Source organism: Geobacillus thermocatenulatus (genome assembly GCF_002217655.1).
Lineage (GTDB): Bacteria > Bacillota > Bacilli > Bacillales > Anoxybacillaceae > Geobacillus > Geobacillus thermocatenulatus.
Genome location: NZ_NEWK01000002.1, coordinates 68,582 through 85,411, shown reverse-complemented (window position 1 = coordinate 85,411; position 16,830 = coordinate 68,582). Strand labels below are relative to the sequence as shown.

At 48.8% G+C, this 16,830-nt stretch carries 16 protein-coding genes and 1 pseudogene; 5 read left to right on the top strand and 12 right to left on the bottom strand.

Going from position 1 to position 16,830, the window contains the following annotated elements; genetic code table 11:
- Positions 1–440: 440 nt before the first annotated feature.
- Together B9L19_RS09215 and B9L19_RS09210 are read right to left on the bottom strand one after the other, a co-directional pair.
- Positions 441–1,517, bottom strand: a complete 1,077-nt coding sequence (locus B9L19_RS09215; protein ID WP_047753070.1) for a hypothetical protein — start codon at positions 1,515–1,517, stop codon at positions 441–443.
- The gene (locus B9L19_RS09210) at positions 1,499–2,254 is read right to left on the bottom strand and encodes a septal ring lytic transglycosylase RlpA family protein (RefSeq protein ID WP_053004397.1); all 756 of its coding nucleotides are present in this window, start codon (positions 2,252–2,254) and stop codon (positions 1,499–1,501) included. Before B9L19_RS09210 ends, B9L19_RS09215 begins: the two co-directional genes overlap by 19 nt.
- A gap of 106 nt (positions 2,255–2,360) precedes the next feature.
- On the opposite strand from B9L19_RS09210, the pseudogene B9L19_RS09205 reads away from it, so the two are divergent.
- Positions 2,361–3,326, top strand: a pseudogene (locus B9L19_RS09205) (transposase family protein).
- A gap of 916 nt (positions 3,327–4,242) precedes the next feature.
- Here the strand turns inward: B9L19_RS09205 and B9L19_RS09195 are convergent.
- The gene (locus B9L19_RS09195; RefSeq protein ID WP_047753068.1) at positions 4,243–4,839 is read right to left on the bottom strand and encodes a DUF5317 domain-containing protein; all 597 of its coding nucleotides are present in this window, start codon (positions 4,837–4,839) and stop codon (positions 4,243–4,245) included.
- A 786-nt stretch (positions 4,840–5,625) separates the two neighbouring features.
- Between B9L19_RS09195 and B9L19_RS19360 the strand changes: the two genes are divergently transcribed.
- Together B9L19_RS19360 and B9L19_RS09175 are read left to right on the top strand one after the other, a co-directional pair.
- The gene (locus B9L19_RS19360) at positions 5,626–5,907 is read left to right on the top strand and encodes an AbrB/MazE/SpoVT family DNA-binding domain-containing protein (RefSeq protein WP_025950728.1); all 282 of its coding nucleotides are present in this window, start codon (positions 5,626–5,628) and stop codon (positions 5,905–5,907) included.
- A gap of 20 nt (positions 5,908–5,927) precedes the next feature.
- Positions 5,928–6,350: a type II toxin-antitoxin system death-on-curing family toxin gene (locus B9L19_RS09175; RefSeq protein ID WP_021321483.1), complete on the top strand. Its 423-nt coding sequence runs from the start codon at positions 5,928–5,930 to the stop codon at positions 6,348–6,350.
- Positions 6,351–6,523: 173 nt separating this feature from the next.
- On the opposite strand, the gene B9L19_RS18675 is transcribed toward B9L19_RS09175, so the two are convergent.
- The 4 genes from B9L19_RS18675 to B9L19_RS09160 form a co-directional block, all read right to left on the bottom strand.
- Complete coding sequence (locus tag B9L19_RS18675; RefSeq protein ID WP_141104718.1) at positions 6,524–6,733, bottom strand: hypothetical protein; 210 nt, start codon at positions 6,731–6,733, stop codon at positions 6,524–6,526.
- A gap of 113 nt (positions 6,734–6,846) precedes the next feature.
- Positions 6,847–6,993: a FeoB-associated Cys-rich membrane protein gene (locus B9L19_RS09170; protein ID WP_075261408.1), complete on the bottom strand. Its 147-nt coding sequence runs from the start codon at positions 6,991–6,993 to the stop codon at positions 6,847–6,849.
- 14 nt (positions 6,994–7,007) lie between these two features.
- The gene (gene feoB, locus B9L19_RS09165) at positions 7,008–8,999 is read right to left on the bottom strand and encodes a ferrous iron transport protein B (protein WP_089113928.1); all 1,992 of its coding nucleotides are present in this window, start codon (positions 8,997–8,999) and stop codon (positions 7,008–7,010) included.
- Positions 9,000–9,221 carry a FeoA family protein gene (locus tag B9L19_RS09160; RefSeq protein ID WP_025950730.1) on the bottom strand — a complete coding sequence of 74 codons (222 nt, stop codon included), beginning with the start codon at positions 9,219–9,221 and terminating at the stop codon, positions 9,000–9,002.
- A 226-nt stretch (positions 9,222–9,447) separates the two neighbouring features.
- On the opposite strand from B9L19_RS09160, the gene B9L19_RS09155 reads away from it, so the two are divergent.
- The gene (locus B9L19_RS09155) at positions 9,448–10,407 is read left to right on the top strand and encodes a bile acid:sodium symporter family protein (protein ID WP_047753067.1); all 960 of its coding nucleotides are present in this window, start codon (positions 9,448–9,450) and stop codon (positions 10,405–10,407) included.
- Positions 10,408–10,570: 163 nt separating this feature from the next.
- On the opposite strand, the gene B9L19_RS09150 is transcribed toward B9L19_RS09155, so the two are convergent.
- The 4 genes from B9L19_RS09150 to B9L19_RS09135 form a co-directional block, all read right to left on the bottom strand.
- The gene (locus B9L19_RS09150) at positions 10,571–11,497 is read right to left on the bottom strand and encodes an endonuclease I family protein (RefSeq protein WP_025950732.1); all 927 of its coding nucleotides are present in this window, start codon (positions 11,495–11,497) and stop codon (positions 10,571–10,573) included.
- A 63-nt stretch (positions 11,498–11,560) separates the two neighbouring features.
- On the bottom strand, positions 11,561–13,066 hold the full coding sequence (locus tag B9L19_RS09145; RefSeq protein ID WP_047753066.1) for a Na+/H+ antiporter NhaC family protein: 1,506 nt from the start codon (positions 13,064–13,066) through the stop codon (positions 11,561–11,563).
- A gap of 171 nt (positions 13,067–13,237) precedes the next feature.
- Positions 13,238–14,086, bottom strand: coding sequence for a metallophosphoesterase (locus B9L19_RS09140; RefSeq protein WP_047753065.1), 849 nt, complete (start codon positions 14,084–14,086; stop codon positions 13,238–13,240).
- Positions 14,087–14,146: 60 nt separating this feature from the next.
- Positions 14,147–14,722 (bottom strand): YkoP family protein, encoded by a 576-nt coding sequence (locus tag B9L19_RS09135; protein ID WP_047753097.1) that lies wholly within the window; start codon positions 14,720–14,722, stop codon positions 14,147–14,149.
- A 227-nt stretch (positions 14,723–14,949) separates the two neighbouring features.
- Here B9L19_RS09135 and B9L19_RS09130 point away from each other — a divergent pair, with 227 nt between their 5' ends.
- Positions 14,950–16,074, top strand: coding sequence for an MGDG synthase family glycosyltransferase (locus tag B9L19_RS09130; protein ID WP_047753064.1), 1,125 nt, complete (start codon positions 14,950–14,952; stop codon positions 16,072–16,074).
- A 339-nt stretch (positions 16,075–16,413) separates the two neighbouring features.
- On the opposite strand, the gene B9L19_RS09125 is transcribed toward B9L19_RS09130, so the two are convergent.
- Positions 16,414–16,719, bottom strand: coding sequence for a MerR family transcriptional regulator (locus B9L19_RS09125; RefSeq protein WP_015374948.1), 306 nt, complete (start codon positions 16,717–16,719; stop codon positions 16,414–16,416).
- Between the last annotated feature and the right edge of the window lie 111 nt (positions 16,720–16,830).

The following is a 16,830-nucleotide window of genomic DNA, read 5'->3' as shown; positions in this document are numbered from 1 at the left end:
ACGCAGCCCCCCGCACAGCACGAGTTCGGAATGGTCGAGAATATAAGAGGCTACTTTTTTCCGCCGGTGAAAACCGTTCCATTTGCTGTTTGATTTTCGCTAAAAGGACGATTTCATTCATCTTATTCTCCCTTTCCGCACATCATTTTTCTTTCATCTTATCATGGAAAGCCCCCTGTTTTCCATACTAAATGTTATGAACCAACTGGCGTCAGCCATGCTTTTGGCCAGTTTGTGGTTCTGTTGTATGTTACGCCCCCGCCACTCCTTCCGACAGATCACTTTGGTTTTCGCAAATCATCTGGGTGTTGCGAATCTTCTCATGCAGCCGGTCGGAAAAGAATGCGTTACCAGCGTTTCCGTTTCTTTTTGTGTTTTTACAGGTGCCGGAGATGGAGTGGGATGAATCGTGATATTTCCATAAAATAACTAAATATCCTTTATATCCCGTAAGATATGCTCATTTTCGTAATAAATGTATTTTTTTTCTCAAATATTTTTCGCACTTTCTGTTTGTGCAGATCATATTCAAAGACAGCGTTTGGGTATGCTTCAATTCCTTCACCAAATATCAGTTTTCTAGCGTGTTTGGGAATACCGCTAAACCACAGTTTTGTTTCATTCCCACTTAAATACCCAGCGATAGGATAACCAAACTGTTCAACAGGAGTATCATTCATTTTCTTTAACATGCTTTCAGTCAAGAGTGGCTTGATTACTCGATAGTCCAAATCGAACTTGTATATACCTGTTTCTCCCCTTCTGCTCACAGAGTTTAAATACATATGACTTGCACCAAAAACAATGACGTTTTTACCCGGCACATAACTTATGGATTGAACAGATCCCGCTTTGAACTCCGTCACTTTCTTGTATTTCTCAGTTTTTAAGTCGATCATGTAGATTGTATGTTTGATAGCATCGACAGTCGATGGATTTTCAAACATTTTCTCTTCATCTTTAGATGAATATGCAACAGCCAAAATATGATTTTGATCAATCGCCTCAATCTTATCAAATACTAGATCATCGTTTATCGGATGCACCATTTTCGCTTTTTTATGGTCAATATCAAAAATCCATATTCTTGGCTTAGGAGAGCTCAATCCAACCCTTGATACACCTATTTTTAAAGGTTGCTCATTGAGAATTTCGATATCGATTTCTCCAGCTTGATCATTATTTGTTAATTGATATATTTTTTCTTTTTTTAAATCTTTCACAAAAAGCTCCCAAGGACCCGTTCCAATGGCATCTGCATAAGCCAACCACTTCTCGTTAATTGAAATGTCACCAAATATCATCACCTCCCTGTTTTTAAGGAGCAAACGTTCTGTTTTTTTATTAGGTAAGAATTCCCACATACTAGACTTTCCGTTTTTTTTATATACTGGAATAAGAAGTTTTTCAACCAACACATTTTCTTTCGCCGCTCTTCCTTTATAGTTGTAAAACATAAATGACAAAGATAGTAACAATAAAATCGCTATAATCCACTTTAATTTTGAATAGGCCATTGGATTCTCCCCTTAAAAAGCCCTTTTCTTGTGTTATGAATGTTGGAAAATGCCGTTTCTACCATATCAAGTATTCTACCCTGTATATATGGTCCTCGATCCAATATTTCTACTATCGTGCTTTTTCCATTTTCCAAGCTAGTTGTTTTTACTTTTGTATAGAAATCAATAGTTTTATGAGCAGCGCTTTTCCCATTCAGCACAACTCCTGCTGCTCCTTTTTTTCCTTCGCCATCATACCATGATATGTAGCCGGTTTCAGTTTGCAATTGCGTCACATTTGGTTGCGATGTATTGCGATTATCTTGTAGTCCATCCTTATTCATCTTGTTTTCATCTAACCTTATTTCTTTCCATTTGATTTTCAGAGATTGATCTTGCCCTTGATGAATTACAACTGGTGCACCTAGTGCGTCATATACTACTACCATTCCAGGTTCTATTTCAGGCAAATCTTCGTCAGTCATATACCGAAATGTTTCGGCTACCTCCTTATCTTTTGGAGAGAGGGAAACGATTTCGTCCCTTCCCTCAGACAAAATAATCGCCTTCCCCATCTCATCGAACGTGACCATAGTTCCCGGTTTCATGAAAGAAGGAATCTTACGGTCAAAAACTTTATCTGGAATAAAATGCAAATCATTCATAGCAGCAACGACGCCCCTATTCATAAACAACAAAGACAATGCTGAACAAAAGGCAATAGCCTTTCCAAACTTTCTTCTCTTTCCTTTCATCTATTATCCCCCTCATATAGTATGTAAAGATTCCTGACTATAGATGAGCAAATACGCTAACATAAATTTACCATTCAACATAAAGAAGAGACATGAACCTGATTCCTTGATTAAAATAGATGTGTTACCAAACCATTCACAAGGAAGTTCATGTCTCACGAGTAGATTAGCACATCATCAAGGAATCCACCAGTTTCTCTTCGGGTGACGCTGCAACTTTCCAAACCGGTCTTAAAGCATCTTGTTCATCTTGTCGATGCCTTGACCATCAAGGGATTCTCGGGAATGCTGACGGATCTCCATCACTGGAGTTTTCATCCCCATCATCGAACGACACTCACCCATTTTTTCACGAAAAACCTTTGGGATGAGGAAAGGTTGCTTGGGAAGCTTCAAACGTGGATCTTTTGTCGGGTCGAACGCCTCACCGAACGGAAGAATCAGCCCCTTTTCCTTTCAATCGGTGATTCAATCGATGATCCGATTGGCCAAAAAACGAAGCCTTTGTCACGTGCAACGCACGCCATTGAAAGGGTGCGACTGGCACTACTCGCATAAGGATCATCAATCGGTCTGGGGGCATTCGCTCGTTTGGGTGATGGTACACACCTTCACGCAGGCGTTTCTGTTCGCGTCCCGCTTATATGACAAGAAGACCGGAAAAAGCAAGATCGACCTAGTGATCGAGATGCTTTCCTCGATCAAGGGGAAGCTGACTCAATCGATGTATGTGCTGATGGACTCCTTCTTAGTTCGAAGCCTTCCGTCTCGTCAAGGTGGGGCAGGAGCGTTGCTGCGTGTATCGTTATGAGGGGGGATCCATGGCCTCTATGACGCGATGGTGTTGCTGGCTTGGAAGATGGACCAGCTGATGGATCAGGGAATCCTCATGTCGTCTTGAGCACCGATCGGGAATTGGACGATGAAGACATCTTACCCGGGAAGTGAAACGGTATGGGGCGATGGTACTCTCCGCCTCTGTGTACAGCATCGCCAAATCCCAACAAACCTTTCCGCTGGACTGGAGCTACTTCTGGACTGGCAAGGACACAGCGCCGTCGAGTTTATTTGAACCGAAATTCCCGTTTGGATATGTCCCTTGACCATTGTATATGCTTGAGTGATTTTCCAACGGAGGGAGGGGTACTTCCCCCCTCAGTGGATCGCACAACAACATGGTTGGACTTTTCGCAACGTTCTTCGATAATGATCTTGGGGATCATGGGGGATACTCTTCCCTTTCCTGTAGCTTTGACTACCTGAAAAGTCTGTCTCCCCCGCTTCTGTGCAGGAAAATCCCTGTATGTTTTTCGGCTCTTCACTACAAAGTGTACTTAATAAAGAAAAAATGATCATGATAAAGAAAGTCAAAACAACATTTTTCCTTTTTATACCTCATAACCCTTTGGGCAACATGATTATCGTGTTTGTCTGTGAGCTACCTACCACCTACGCTTCGCTTATAGAGGCGGGGGCTTCAAGCGACTTGTGTGTGTTCGCCGAACGGTAAGCCGCACACAAGAACCCTTTACGCTTTCCTTCGTTCCGAAGGTGTCCGATCTAGCCATATTCTATCCTATTCATTGACTAACGCCAACCGACATTCATCTCCCACTTTCACTTCGCTTCGAAGTGGGAGACTTCTTTCGAAAGAAAGATGTTAAAAGTCAAGTACATCTTTTGGTGATGAACCAGTTTTTCTATATACATGCCCAAATTAACATTGGTCTCCTTCTGCAACTAACTTCCTCCGTGACTCAGCTTGCAGATTGAACCTGCAGGATCTTTGGAGAAAGTGCTGTAACGCTTAGGGTGTGCAGGAAAACGGAGAGGTTAACTCTTCATGTTGCATGTATATAGGTCAACATTATTGTCTACTCAATGAGTTTAAACCCCGACGTCAACGCCACAATCACCGAACCGAGGATGAACAAATTGATCAATACTTGTTTTGCTTTGAATTTCATGTCCTTTTCCCCCTTAAAATTTTATTTATTGATCGCAGGAGCACCCGTTGTTTCTTCAGCATCGTCTGCCCCATGCCGCGGTGCGCTGAGCATCAGATGCTGGATGAACAAGAACGCCCCTACGTTCATCACGAGGTCGCCGATGCTGATGACTTGCTGGCGCGGATACGGCGGAGACAGCGGAATGATGTCGCCGAGAAACGGCAGAAGCGTATCCGATGTGATCGCCTGGTGCTTGCCGTACAAACCGGCTTTTAACGCTTCGATGTATTCGCGGCCGAGAAATTGGGCGGCTTCGATCGATACCGGCATCCGTCCGCCGTTTACAGCCATGACGATAAAGTTGAGCAAGACGCCGGCGAAGATGACCAAAAACCCTGGCTGATGGCGGTTGAGCCATAGAAACGCGAGCCCGGTGATGTAGACAAGGAGAAAAATGCCGTTGCTCATGTTCGAGATCCATACGACCCGCTCTTGCAAGAAAAAGACCGCAAACTGCACGGCCAATAAGATCGGGAACAACCAACCGCCGCGCAATTTCATGTTGGCCAACCCTTTCAGGCTTCCGCCGCGAAACCAGCCGATCAACAACGACAAAATGATTCCATCGTAAACCATAATGCTGTCCCCTTGATAAACAGAATTTTCTCTTTTTTCTAAACTGCTGTCCTCACTTCTATTTTTACCGTTTTTTTCATTCCATGTAAATAGTCCGTTCGTCCTAACTGTAAACAAATTTTGATGAATATCGTTTCCTTCTTTTCATTTTCGCCATTCTTCGAAACAAGAAACGACAAAAACAGCGGCATGTATATCCATTGAATAGTGAAAAAGAACCTACCCTCAATGGAATGATCCCCCGACTGCGCAAACACTTAGCGGCAGGAGATTCTTGGGCGCGCTTGCCCACAGCCAGCAAGCCGTACTCGCTCATCTCACCGTTCCGCTTCCGCGCTTATGGGGATTGGCTTCACGGCGCAAGATGACAAACGGATGATCCGTCGCAACAATGAATATTCCTCATTCCTCCGGCAAGACAAAGGTATTTGATAAACCCACTAAATCCCCCCAAGCAATAATAAAGATAGCCGTCGTTGATCCGTTCCGTGGCGCGGCTGTTTCATGTTTCACTGCTTGACGCTTCCGACCTCACTATGTCCGGCATGGCATAACACACAGACGGTATATCCGTACAAGCTCACTTTATGCGCCACTCCTCTTTCCCTTCTAACGACATCGATTCTAAAAATGCGGCATGCGTTTTTCTCGTTCAAAGACAAAAAGCCTTTTTTATTATTCCGTATTGCTTTTCGGAAGATTATTGTTATAATTGTTTATACAGTAATAGTTTTATGGATAAAAACGTCCTTTTTGTCCATATTATGGAAAGGAGATGGAAAAGAAATGGACGCGGAAATGTTGGGAAGCAAGGATGACAAAACGTATACACGTCGGATTAACCAAGTCGGGAATAGTTTGTCCGTTAGCATCCCGAGAGATTTAGTCACGATGCTAAACCTAAATAAAGGCGATGAAATCGAAATATATTACGACAAGGAACGAGGGGAAATCGTGATGAAACGCGCAAACCGAATTCCAAAAGGAGTCCGTCCTGAAGTCGCGATGGCGATGAACCGCGCGATCTCCAAATATGACGAAGCGCTGCGCAACTTGAAATATCGATAAAGGAGCAGCTGGAGGAAAACATGGTTTATTATTTGACAGCGGAAGAAATCCTATTTATCCATTACACGGTCATGGAAATGTACGACGACGCAGAACAAGCGGGGATCCAATTCCCCGATAAATTCGCGTGGATGTTGGAAAGGCCGAAAGCGAAATTGTTCGGGGAGGAACAGTTCCCTTCGATTATCGAAAAGGCGTGCTGCTATTACCATTCCATCGCGACAGGTCATATTTTCCACAACGGCAATAAGCGGACGGCTTTAACCGTATTCGTCACGTTCCTTGATTTGAATGGATATGAGTTCACGATGACCAATAAAGAAGCGGAAAATTTCACAGTGTACCTTGTCGAGGATGCCAAGTTCCGAGGAAATGATTGCATCCAGCATCTTGTCCACGAATTAGAAGGTTACATCCGCCCCATCCAAAAACGAAAAGAATAAAGAATGAGGAAAAGAGTGGGCCAAAGCCGGGTCAAGTTCAATTATTGCGTGAAATTCCATCGCCAACCCAGTAAACTTGGATGACAGGACCACAACGTCGTTTTTTGCTGCTTTGTTTTTACGCAACTGTGCGAACCTTGATCCAAAGCCGCCTTTTCGCTATTCGCAGCTTTTCATACTTTTACCTTGCGGCAGGTATTGGGTATTGTCAAAAGTTTATCCTCCACACTCACGGTCTTCCCTTGAGTTTCAACGGTTGAACGAAAAAAGCTTTCTACCCCCGGTGTTTCGGCCATCATTGAGGCAACAACACCCAACAGCCAAAACAAAGAGCGGCCTGATCTTTTGTCCTCCAGAGCCCGTTGAAACGAAAGTTTACCCATTGCATCCCCGCTTATTTTTTGGCTATCCTACAACCATGGAAGCGAAAGTCTTTCGTCGGAAAATGAAAAAACGGATTCCGATGATCGTCAGGAATCCGTTTGTCTTGAACGGATTATCTCTCCGTCCCGCAGCTGCCTCGGCAATGGTCCGCTGCATGGCATGACGCGCACGCCCCTTTGGCGCTTTTTTTCACGTGTCGGACCAGCGTCCAGCCGGCGTAGGCAAAAATCGCTCCGCCAATGATGATATTCGCCATCATCATATTCTCTCCTTTCATGGAAAACCTACTATCTTTCCAGCTTGGTAGACAAGAAGTGAAATCATATAAGCAACCGTTAAGGCGATGCCAATCGACAACAGCGTCCATTTCCACGATCCGGTTTCTTTGCGGATCGCCGCCACGGTTGCCAGACACGGAGTGTAAAGCAAAACGAACACCATAAAGCTGAACGCCGACAGCGGCGTAAACTGGGCAGCAATCACTTTCTTCAGCCCGCTTGCTTCATGAACGTGGTAAATAATATTCATCGTCGACACCACAACTTCTTTCGCCAAAAAACCGGTGATCAACGCGGCGCCTGCCTGCCAGGCGCCAAAGCCAAGCGGCGACAACAACGGTGCGATCAACCCGCCGATCGCAGCCAGCAAACTGTCATCCATTGGAACGCCAACCCCACGCGGCCCGACATACGTCAGCAGCCAAATGGCGACCGAACCGCCGAAAATAAAGGTTCCTGCTTTGCGGATGAATCCTTTCCCTTTTTCCCATGTGCTCCGCCATAGTGTGAGCGCCTGCGGCACGCGGTATGGCGGCAATTCAATGACAAACAGCGAATTTTCGTTTTTCAAGAGCGTCGATGAGAACAACTTGGCAAGCCCCAAAGCCACTACAATGCCAAGCACGTAAAGCGAAAACACGACAAGCGCCTGCTCGCGGGCGAAAAATGTGCCGGCAAACAAGGCGTACACCGGCAAGCGGGCGGAACATGACATGAACGGCAGCGCCAAGATCGTCATGAGCCGCTCTTTCGGCTGCTCAATCGTCCGCGCCGCCATCACTCCAGGAACGTTGCAGCCAAAGCCAATGATCATCGGGATAAACGCCTTGCCGTTTAACCCGATCGCTTCCATCATCCGGTCCATCACCATCGCCACGCGCGCCATATATCCGGAGTCTTCAAGCAAAGAAATGAAAAAGAACAAAATGAAAATTTGCGGCACAAACACCAACACCCCGCCGACCCCAGCAACAACGCCGTCCAAGACGAGCGCCTTGATAAACGGCGATGCCCCTGTCCAATGAAGAAGACGGGACAGCCAATCCGTGAGCGGTCCTGAGAAAAACGCGTCAAGCCGATCGGCAAGGGGCGTTCCAAGCCAGTTAAACGTCAGCATAAACACCACATACATCAGCGCCAAAAAAATCGGCAGCCCAACGTAGCGGTTCGTCACCACCGCGTCGATTTTTTCCGTTAGCGTCAGCGGTTTTTGCTCAAACTCGATGGCCGTCACAGCAATCGCTTCACTGATCCAACGGTCACGCGTTTCATAAATATGCTTGGCTGCCTGATAGCCGAGCGCCTGTTCCGTCTCCTCACGGATCGCCGCCAGCGGTGACAAATCGAAACGTCCGTGCAAATAGGCGGCCATGCGCTCGTTTCCCTCAAGGAACTGCAACGCCGCCCATCGTTTGTTTCCAGGCACATCGTCCGGCAGCTGCTCGGCAATGCGTCTGATGGCGTTCTCCACTTCGGCGCCGTAATCGATTGCGATTGCCGGGTGCGGCTTATCTTTTGCCGCCAAAACGGCGTGAACCAATTCGTTCGTTCCTTTTCCGGTTCGGGCGATGACCGGGATAACAGGAACGCCAAGATACTTCGACAGTTTAGCGGCGTCCACTTTCACGCCTCGTTTTTCCGCCACATCAACCATGTTTAGCGCGATGACAACGGGACAGCCAAATTCCAGCAGCTGAACGGTCAAATGCAAATTGCGGCGCAACTGCGACGCGTCAACGATATTGACAATCGCTGAGCACGGCTCGGTCAATAAAAAATCGGTCGCCACTCCTTCATCGCGAGACAGTGGCTGAAGCGAATACACGCCGGGCAAATCGACGACCGGCACCCCGTGCTGGCGAAGCACCCCCACCTTTTTCTCGACCGTCACCCCGCTCCAGTTGCCCACATATTCATAAGACCCAGTTAAGCAGTTAAACAATGACGTTTTGCCGGTGTTCGGATTGCCAAATAGAGCGACATACATTTATCTCACCTCAATCGACGCCGCCTCTTTGCGCCGCAAGCCGATTGCCTGCCCATCGACTTCGACCATCACCGGTCCGCCAAACGGCATCGCCGCTTTCAACCGCACCATTTTTCCTTCTTTCACCCCTAGATGAAGAAGACGCTGTTTCAGTGCCTCCTGCTCAATGGCCAGACGGACGACGACCGCTGTTTCCCCTTTATACAAATCAGTCAGCACCATGATCATTTCCCCCTGTTTTTCTATCCGCTCTCCTGTGGTTCAATAATGATTCTTCTTCTCAATTTCAATCATACCATAAGCTAAGAAAAAAGGAGTGACATTTTTCACAATCATTCCTCATTGTCACCATTTCTTCAAAATTCGCCACCTCATCAGTTGAATTTTTCTGAAAAGTGTATATAATCTTTTGTATATCTTTCCCATCTTTGCTCAAGGAGGAAGCTCAATGAACACACTAGGAAAAATCAGCAACTTTGTCGGCAACACCTTTGCCATCTGGGTGCTTCTGTTTGGAGCGCTCGCCTTTTTCGCTCCCAGCGCATTTACGTGGATCGCTCCGTATATCGTGCCGCTTCTAGGCATCGTGATGTTTGGCATGGGATTGACGCTGTCAGCGAATGACTTCAAGGAAGTGTTCAAACGCCCGCTTGACGTGCTCATCGGTGTCGTCGCCCAATTTTTGATCATGCCGCTTGTCGCGTTTTTGCTCGCTTATTTCTTGCCGGTTTCGCGTGAAGTGGCGCTTGGCATTATTTTAGTCGGCTGCTGCCCGGGCGGAACGGCGTCCAACGTCATGACGTATTTGGCGAAAGGGGACACGGCGCTGTCGGTCGCCGTCACCTCGGTTTCGACGATTTTGGCGCCGATTTTGACGCCTTCGCTCATCTTGCTTTTAGCTGGAAAATGGCTGTCCGTATCCGCTGCCGCCTTGTTTTGGTCGATTGTCAAAGTTGTGCTTATTCCGATCATATTAGGGCTCATCGCGCAGGCGTTGTTCCAAAAGCAAGTAAAAGCGTGCATCCCAGCGTTGCCGCTCGTTTCGGTCATCGCCATTGTAGCCATCGTCGCCGCCGTCGTCGGGCAAAACCAAGCCGCCATTGCCAAAAGCGGGCTTCTGATTTTTCTGATTGTAGTCGCTCACAACGGATTGGGGCTGCTGCTTGGGTATTGGTTTGCCAAACTGTTTCGCCTGTCGTCGCCGAAGCAAAAGGCGATTTCCATTGAAGTGGGCATGCAAAACTCTGGGCTTGGTGCGGCCTTAGCGACCGCCCATTTTTCGCCGCTCGCCGCCGTTCCAAGCGCTATTTTCAGCGTCTGGCACAATATTTCCGGTCCGATTGTCGCAACATACTTCCGCAAACAAGCAGACCGCCACGCGGCGGACGAACAAACCATTTCCGCTTGATCTCTTTCACACTTTGTCTAGCAGCAAGGCAAAAAGCTGTCCCCGAAAGACGGTCGTTTATTTCGGGAGACAGCTTTTTTGCCATCACTCTTGTTTCTCCACTTCCAAGCGATTCAGATGCGCTTTGGAAACAAAAAAGCCGATATTCGCCTTCAACCTCATTTCACAACGCCCCCTCAAACGGAAACACCATCCTTCCCGCTAGTTCCGGGAAATCAATGAACGGATTGCGGTTGCCTTGGATGAAAAAAATCGCGCTGTTGCGATGATGCTCATACACTGTCGGCGGAAATTGTTCGTGCCAACGGACAAGGAGCGGAATATCGATTTTGCGCCGAAACGACTTCGCGATTGCCTTCGGGTAGCGAAGCAGAAAGTACAGCATCGCCCTTGCCGCCGTCCCTTTGCCGTATTCCGGCTCGAAATAACCGTTATGGACGACGCCGCAGCGGTTTTGGATTTGTTCGTCGGGATCTTCCGGATTGTAAAACGGGAAATCCGCGTACGGAAAATTCGACCGCATCGTATTGCACTCCGGCTGGCAGACGAACAAATGATGCAAATCGCCTTTCATCGGTTCACGCGCGCCAAACCACGACTGCGGAACGACATGTTCCGCATTGAATTTCCATTGCTGCTCGATCGTGTTCACCCGCTCGTGCACATCGCCCCATCCATTTTTCGTCCTTTTCAACAGTTGACGAAACTCTTCATAACGCCGCTTCATCGTTTCCACATCTTGAACGATCAGTGTTCTTGGATCTTTCCGCTCGCCGGAATACAAGCTGCGCACCGTTCCGTCCGGCTGCAAGTCGACCCATGTGTACAAATACTCATCCTTGCTGAAAAAATACGGCAGCCGCCGCTTATGGGTGCGCGCCGCTAGTTCATGATAGCGGACAAACAACATCAATCCATCCCCTTCAAGCGGCAGATGGCGGTAATACCGTTCGCGCGCCCGCTCATCTTCTGCGGCCCGATAATACGCATCCTCCACCGCGAGCCGCTCATTCAGCTGCTCGAGCCGTTCTTTCGGATCTTCCTCCCGCCATTGGCCGAGCTCCTCAAGCCGCCGTTCCGCCTCTCCCATCAGCGTTCCCCTTTCTTTTTTCTTTTAGTGTATCACGGAAGGCGAAAGAGGGCGATAACGGCGTTAATGCAAAAGAAACGATGTCGCGCCGAACAAAACGGCGGCGATGCCGGCGGCGATCAACGACGGAATCAGCTTCGTTCGCGCGTATTCCATCACCGGCAAATCCAAAATGGTGCAAAGCGTCACCGTATTGTCGCTAAGCGGCGACGCAAACGCCCCGAACGTCCCGCTCGCAAACACCGCGCCGATGACCGGCAAAATGTTCGTTCCCGACTGGCTCGCCAGCGTCACACCAAGCGGCATCAACATCCCCCACGTCCCCCATGACGAACCGATGAAGTAGGAAATAACGGCGCCGAGCAAAAACAAAATCGGGGCGACAAAAAACGATGGAATCCATTGTTTGACATGGCCCGTAATGTATTGCGAAAACCCTAAGTCCTCAGCCACAGCCGACAGCGCCCAAATGAGCGCCAGCATTAAAATGACGGAAATCAGCTCATTGCCACCTTTGACAAAATGAGTCAACAAATCGTTCAATTTGAATCGCTGCCAAAGGAAAAACACAACCGTCACGATGACGGTAAACAACAGCGCCTCCAACATCGCGCCGAGCGCATCGCTTTGCAAAAACGCCTGCCAAAACGTTCTTGCCCCTCGGCGGCCGTCCCACCAGCTTAAAAACAACGTCAAGACAAGCACGATCGAAAGCGGAACAATCAAATTCCATGGCTTGACCGGCGTTTCTCTTTGGTAGGCGCGCGGGCACGTCTGCATCGCATCTCCCTCTTCCCCTTGCGCTTTATTGGGTTCATGGTCAGCCGGCCGCTGTTCTTCCGCCATTTCAAGCGCCAACCGCTCGTTCCAGCTCCGAATCGGCGCCTCGTTCCGCTCTTTGTTTACTGCTGCTTGTTTTTGGCGCGAATAGACAAAAAAACTGTAGTAGAGCCCGACGGCAATAATGGCATACGAGAAAAAGTTAAACGGAATGCTTCGGACGTACACGATGTACGGCTCCGCGCCGATGCCAGCCGTATCAAGCGCCTTGTCGATGACCGACACCATATAGCCGACAAAGGCAGTGGCAATTGGGATGAGCGCGACAACCGGGTTGGATGTCACCTCAATGGCAAAGCCGATTTGCTGGGACGACAGTCCGAGCCGTTTGCGCAGCGCCTTCATGATCGGCGCGACGGTGACGATGCGAAAATCGGGGTCGCTGAATGTCACCATCGTTGACATCCACGTCAAGAGCATAGCAGTTTTCGCCGATTTCACTTTTTGGCTGACGAGATGGACGAATCCTTTGATTCCGCCGGTGTATTTGATCATGCTGACAAGACCGGCGAACACATACAAGAAGATGATAATGCGGATGTTGTTCGTCTGCATTAAGTTGTCAACAACGTAATGAAGCATCGTCCGCAGCCCGCCAAGCAAGGACGGGGTCATCAAATAACTGCCAACCAACAGCCCGACAAACAGCCCCGGGATGACTTGCTTCGTCCAAATCGAAATCGGGATGACGACGAAAAATGGCAAGAGAGCTTTCCACGACGGTTCCATTGGCCATTCACTCCTTTCTTTAAAAAGTATGGCGATTGTTTCTCTTGTCTATGCAATCTGCCGTGAACCTTCATCCAACAACACGGAAACGGCTGCGAAAAAAAGCCGTACAAGATGGCATACGCGTACAAAACCGCTTTCCTGCCTAATAAAAAAATAAAAAGCTGCCAATTAGACAGCTTTCACCGCTTCTCTGCGAGACGAGAGCGCCAACAAGTGGAGCGTCACTTCCGGCTTCGAGCCGATCCGGATGTTCACCCCGGTTTGCCCGAGCCCTTCGTTAATGTAAAACGGTTTCCCGTCCCATTCGTGATAGCCTTTGATCATATTCCGTTCGGTGAGCGTTTTGCTCATTTTCGCCAAATGGTACGGCTTTGGCCAATGAATTTGTCCGCCGTGGAAATGGCCGGACAGCAAGTAGTCAAAATGATAGTCTTTCATATGCGGCACGATGTCTGGATCGTGCGTCAACACGAGGTTAAGGCCGTCTTTGACGCCCGCATACGCCTTTTCAATGTCGCTGCGCCCCGTGTAAAAGTCATCGATGCCGATGATATTGACGGTTTGACCGTTGACGGTGATCGTTTTCGTCTCGTTTTGCAAGACGACGCAGCCGTGCGCCTCAAGCGTCGCTTTCAGGCGCTCGAACGACTCGCCTTGCAGCACGTAATCGTGGTTGCCAAACACGGCGTACATGCCATATGTCGGATTCAACTGTTTCAACGCCGTCAAATACGGACCGAGTTTGACAATGCTTTCCTCACGGTCCAAAAAGTCGCCCGTCAAAGCGATCAAATCGATCGCTTCCTCTTTCAGCTTTTCGTATAAATCGTCCGGGGTGATCGACAGTTTTTCAAGATGCAAATCCGATAGCTGCAAAATCCGAAGGGCTCCGTCTCCATCCTCTGAACGGCCGACTTGGACTTTATGCAAAACCGCTTCATACGTGTTGCGGTGGGCTTTGCGAATGGCCAAAGCAAGCAATGACAAGATTGCCAAAAAAACAAAAAAGAATGTCATCGTCTTCTCTCCTCCCTCGATACCCATTATAGTGAAATAGAGGAGAGAAGAAAGAGGGAGTTAGTGGATGAGATGGCAGCCGTACAACGAAAACAATTTTTCCTTTGACATCACCAAATATTTCGGCGGGCGACTAAACGGCGACATGCAAGATTTTGCCACCGTCATAAGCGGCAGCAGCGAGACTGTTTTGAACCAGCGATACAGCGGATTGGCAATATCTACTATTTCAAATCCGAGCCGCTCACAGCCTTTGTTCAACATCGTAATGCCAATAATTCCTTTCATGCGCGCCGATTGTTCATGATGATAAAGATGGTAAGCAACATACGGCAGCCCGGTTTTCACTTGCTCAAAAATATACCGCCCTTTTTTAATGTCGCTCTTGCAATGGAGCAATTCCCGAACGAGGCGGACGTTATGGAGATGAATTTTCAACAGCCAGTCGTTCGCTTCAATCGTCGTTCCATCCGAAAGCCGAATGGTTTCGCCTCTATACTGAAGCGGACGAACACGGAAAATCGAGCGGCGCCCATCCGCCTCCTCGCCGGCATATTCCAGCGGGGAACAGGCGTAATAAATGGGATCAACAGCCCCCCACATCGCCAACAAGCATTGTACCGCTTTCTCTTTCATCATCTTTGGCAAGAGGCCCCCACTTCAACGGCCAAAGGGAGGATAAGCAGGGGAGGAGTCGCCTTTCCTCCTTTCTGTTCGTTTCGTTAGTGCTATGCATTTACATTGTGAGACATTCGCCGGTGCATTATAAATGGGGAAAAAAGGAGAACTGCGCCGCCGCATAACCGATTACAGGCCGCACATACTGAAATCGAACTCCAAATTTGGCCTAGGTTGTGATCGTCATGAAAACCGTGCTTTTTCTCCCCCTTCTTCAGCTTCCGTCCGGCCATCATCGGGCCGCTGAGGCGCTGGCGGAGGGGCTGCGGTCGGTTGACCGCGCCGTGGCGTGCGAAAAAATCGAATTGCTTTCCTCACGGCTCGGCGCCAAGGAACAGTGGGTGTCCCGCCTTTATTTACGCTGCATTCGCCACGCACCGCGAGCGTATAGCGCCCTATACCACCGCTCCGTTTTGCGTCCAAGCCCAAAACCGCTGTCTTTCCCGCCTTACGAGTGGCTGTTTGCCGATCATCTAAAGCAGCTCATCCGCCGCCTCAAACCGGCGCTCGTCGTTTGTACACATGCGTTTCCATCGTATTTGCTCGACCTTCTGAAGCGGCGCGGAGACATCGACGTTCCAGTCGTCAATGTGTATACGGATTATGTTGCCCATAACTTATGGGGGAAAACCGCCATCGACGTTCATTTTGTCGGTCATCCGGCCATGAAGGCAACGCTCGAGCAAAAAGGGGTTGCCGGCGAGCGAATCGCCGTCACCGGCATTCCCGTTCATCCGGCATTCGCCGCCCATCCATCGGCGCCGCCGGCCGCGCGCCCTTGGCCTATCGGACTCATTAGCGGCGGGAGCCTCGGCCTTGGCGATTGGGAGCGTCTCTTCAGCAAAATCGCGCCGAACGACCCGGTTGACTATTATGTGTTGTGCGGCACAAATGAACAGCTGTATGAGCGATTGAGGAAGAAAAACCATCCGCGCCTTCTCCCGCTCCGTTATATTTCATCGCCTGCAGCCATGAGCGCCCTTTACGACAAAGTGGATTTTGTGCTCACGAAGCCGGGCGGCGTCACTTTAAGCGAATGTCTTCACAAGCGGAAGCCGGTGTTCATTTACGCCATGCTGCCGGGGCAAGAGGAAATGAACTTTCGCCTTTTGTGCGCGGACGGCCTCGTTTTCGATTTTCGCCATTGGCGGTCGTTGCCGTCGCTGTCGGAAGCCATCCTCTCCATCCTCCGTTCGCCGGCGCTTGCCCGCTGCCTCGCCAAGATGGACGAATACCACCGCACCCTTTCGCTCACCGACCCGGCGCTTGCCCTGTATGAGCGGTTTTTAGCCGCCGTGCCGGTTCGTTGAGCATCAGGGGCAAGCCGAGGGGAGCGAGCCCAACAACGAATGCGCCCGCCTTCGCGTTTCAAGAAGGCAGGCGCCATTTAGCGGCGGGTGCTTACCGTGACGAATACGAATTTGTCATACCGATGGCGCTGTCTTCCTATTCTGCCGGTCTCCACAGTCATACCATTGTTCAAACCTTCCTCATCCTTTGCTTTCCCTACATCCTTAGAAGGCCGGTGACAAACTGCTGTCACGAGCAAATCAACGGTATTTCGCCAAAAAAGAAGGCTGATTCCACAGTTTTTCTCTAATTGCGAAACATGTGAAGCTGGCAGTATTTTGTACTAAATCACCAACCTTTCAGGAACGCATCCGAAAATGCGCATTCATTTGCCCTTTCAACATCCGCTCACGCAGCTCTTTCGTCATTTCCTGACGGATTTCCCACGTCGATACCCCTTCCTCGCGCTGATTGGCGATTTTCATCAACTGCTCCACATCGGCGAACGAATATTTGCGAATTCCTTTGGAACGGTCAGGGAACACAAGCTTCCGTTCCTCGTAATAACGAATTTGCCGCTGCGACAGCCCGGTCAGTTCGCTGACAACCCCGATCGAAATGACTTTTTTGTATTTGTAGTGATCTTCTTGCGGATGAGCTGTCATACTCCTCACCTCAATACGTTATATTTTCTAACGTAATTATACAAAAAATGATGTTAGCTCGCTAACTTTTGTAAATAAAATTAACATATTTTTTAAATTTCCTGTAAATGT

Excerpts from the sequence above, each read along its gene's own strand:
- B9L19_RS09215 (WP_047753070.1), bottom strand. The coding sequence starts at position 1,517 with ATGGCCTATTCAAAATTAAAGTGGATTATAGCGATTTTATTGTTACTA.
- B9L19_RS09210 (WP_053004397.1), bottom strand. The coding sequence starts at position 2,254 with ATGAAAGGAAAGAGAAGAAAGTTTGGAAAGGCTATTGCCTTTTGTTCA.
- B9L19_RS09195 (WP_047753068.1), bottom strand. The coding sequence starts at position 4,839 with ATGGTTTACGATGGAATCATTTTGTCGTTGTTGATCGGCTGGTTTCGC.
- B9L19_RS19360 (WP_025950728.1), top strand. The coding sequence starts at position 5,626 with ATGGACGCGGAAATGTTGGGAAGCAAGGATGACAAAACGTATACACGT.
- B9L19_RS09175 (WP_021321483.1), top strand. The coding sequence starts at position 5,928 with ATGGTTTATTATTTGACAGCGGAAGAAATCCTATTTATCCATTACACG.
- B9L19_RS18675 (WP_141104718.1), bottom strand. The coding sequence starts at position 6,733 with ATGGGTAAACTTTCGTTTCAACGGGCTCTGGAGGACAAAAGATCAGGC.
- B9L19_RS09170 (WP_075261408.1), bottom strand. The coding sequence starts at position 6,993 with ATGATGGCGAATATCATCATTGGCGGAGCGATTTTTGCCTACGCCGGC.
- feoB (WP_089113928.1), bottom strand. The coding sequence starts at position 8,999 with ATGTATGTCGCTCTATTTGGCAATCCGAACACCGGCAAAACGTCATTG.
- B9L19_RS09160 (WP_025950730.1), bottom strand. The coding sequence starts at position 9,221 with ATGGTGCTGACTGATTTGTATAAAGGGGAAACAGCGGTCGTCGTCCGT.
- B9L19_RS09155 (WP_047753067.1), top strand. The coding sequence starts at position 9,448 with ATGAACACACTAGGAAAAATCAGCAACTTTGTCGGCAACACCTTTGCC.
- B9L19_RS09150 (WP_025950732.1), bottom strand. The coding sequence starts at position 11,497 with ATGGGAGAGGCGGAACGGCGGCTTGAGGAGCTCGGCCAATGGCGGGAG.
- B9L19_RS09145 (WP_047753066.1), bottom strand. The coding sequence starts at position 13,066 with ATGGAACCGTCGTGGAAAGCTCTCTTGCCATTTTTCGTCGTCATCCCG.
- B9L19_RS09140 (WP_047753065.1), bottom strand. The coding sequence starts at position 14,086 with ATGACATTCTTTTTTGTTTTTTTGGCAATCTTGTCATTGCTTGCTTTG.
- B9L19_RS09135 (WP_047753097.1), bottom strand. The coding sequence starts at position 14,722 with ATGAAAGAGAAAGCGGTACAATGCTTGTTGGCGATGTGGGGGGCTGTT.
- B9L19_RS09130 (WP_047753064.1), top strand. The coding sequence starts at position 14,950 with ATGAAAACCGTGCTTTTTCTCCCCCTTCTTCAGCTTCCGTCCGGCCAT.
- B9L19_RS09125 (WP_015374948.1), bottom strand. The coding sequence starts at position 16,719 with ATGACAGCTCATCCGCAAGAAGATCACTACAAATACAAAAAAGTCATT.